The following is a 1,551-nucleotide window of genomic DNA, read 5'->3' on the forward strand; positions in this document are numbered from 1 at the left end:
CGTCACGCATAAGCATCCCCCCAAAATCTACCAGCGACGCGGCTTCAGGTTCCGGCCTGGAAGCCGGGCAGTGGCTGGACAAGGGCCTGTTGCTCGAGCAACAGGGCCAAATTAACGAGGCTTTAAGCTGCTACGAATCGGCTGTCAGGCTGGCGCCGACGCTCGCGCGGGCCCATTTCAACCGCGGCAACATTCTGCTGGACCGCGGCGACGCTCAGAATGCATTGGACGCCTATCTGGAGGCCATCAAGCACAAACCGGATTCGGCCGCTGCGCATTTCAACATCGGCAACGCCCATCTACGCCTTGGAGCACCAGAAGCCGCCGTCGCGGCCTACCGGCAGGCCCTGGCGATCAAGCCTGATTTTGCGGATGCCCACGCCGCGCTTGAGTTGGCGCTTGGGCTTGAGTCCGATCAAGTCGAGGCCTATTTCCATCAAGGCCTCGCCGAGCAGAATCTCGAGCGGCTCGATCATGCAAAAGCGCTCTATCGCCAGGCCCTGGCCATCAAGCCGGATCACATAGCTGCTTGCAACAACCTCGGCAGCATCTTGCTTCGCGAAGGGAAGGCCGATATGGCCGCTCCCTACTTCCGGCGTGCGTCCGAGGCGGATCCCACGAACGCGGCAACGCAGATGAACCTCGGTGATGCCCTGAAAGCCCTTGGGCAGATTGAGGAAGCGCTTGACAGCTACCGCCGGTCGGTGGAAGCCGGACCCGACGACGCAGCGGCACTGGTTCGGCTCGGTAATACACAAGGAGACCAAGGCCAGCTGAGGGAGGCCATCACCAGCTACCGCCGCGCATTGGAAATTGAGCCCGACAACGCCGAGGCCAACCTGAACCAGGGTGTCGCCTTGCTGGAGCTCGGACACCTTGATTCCGCGGAAAAGTGCATCCGTCGCACCCTTGAGATCGAATCTGGCTCGGCGGAAGCACATAACAACCTGGGCCTCGTCATGCGGAGACGGCAGAACATGGACGCCGCCTTGGTTTGTTTTCAAAAAGCATTGTCCCTTCGACCCAAGTTCGCGGAAGCGCATGTGAATATTGGCAGCGTGTTGCAGGCACTCGGGCAAATTGATGCCGCGGCACAAAGCTATCGTCAGGCGCTGGACATCGCCCCCGATTCCGCCATCGCGCACTCCAACTACGGTAGCGTATTGGAGCAACTCGACAAACTCGAGTTGGCCGAGGCAAGTTTTTTTCGGGCACTGGAAATCAACCCGGAGCTTGCTCAAGCCCACAACAACCTCGGCATGCTTTTTAGCCGCACCAACAGACTCGCCGAATCTATCGCGAGCATTAAGCGCGCCATCAAAATCAAGCCCGATTACACTGATGCCTACGCGAATCTCGGCGGTATCCTGAAAGATATGGGCCGCCTTGCCGAGGCAGTGAAAACCCTGCACCGGGCACTTGAGATTGATCCGGATAACGTCCTGACGCACAACAACCTGCTGTTCATTTACAACTACGTGGCCGACCTGCCGGCCGAACAGTTGTTGGCGGACGCGAAACGTTTTGGCGAAGTCGCCGCGCGCTTGGCCC

Annotated in this window: 1 protein-coding gene; it reads left to right on the top strand. The window is 59.5% G+C overall.

Going from position 1 to position 1,551, the window contains the following annotated elements; translation table 11 throughout:
* Positions 1-1,551: tetratricopeptide repeat protein (locus AC1D0P_RS25515; protein WP_477679286.1), on the top strand; the 1,551-nt coding region annotated here is incomplete at both ends.

The sequence above is a fragment of the Polaromonas sp. P1_G2 genome (assembly GCF_056405515.1).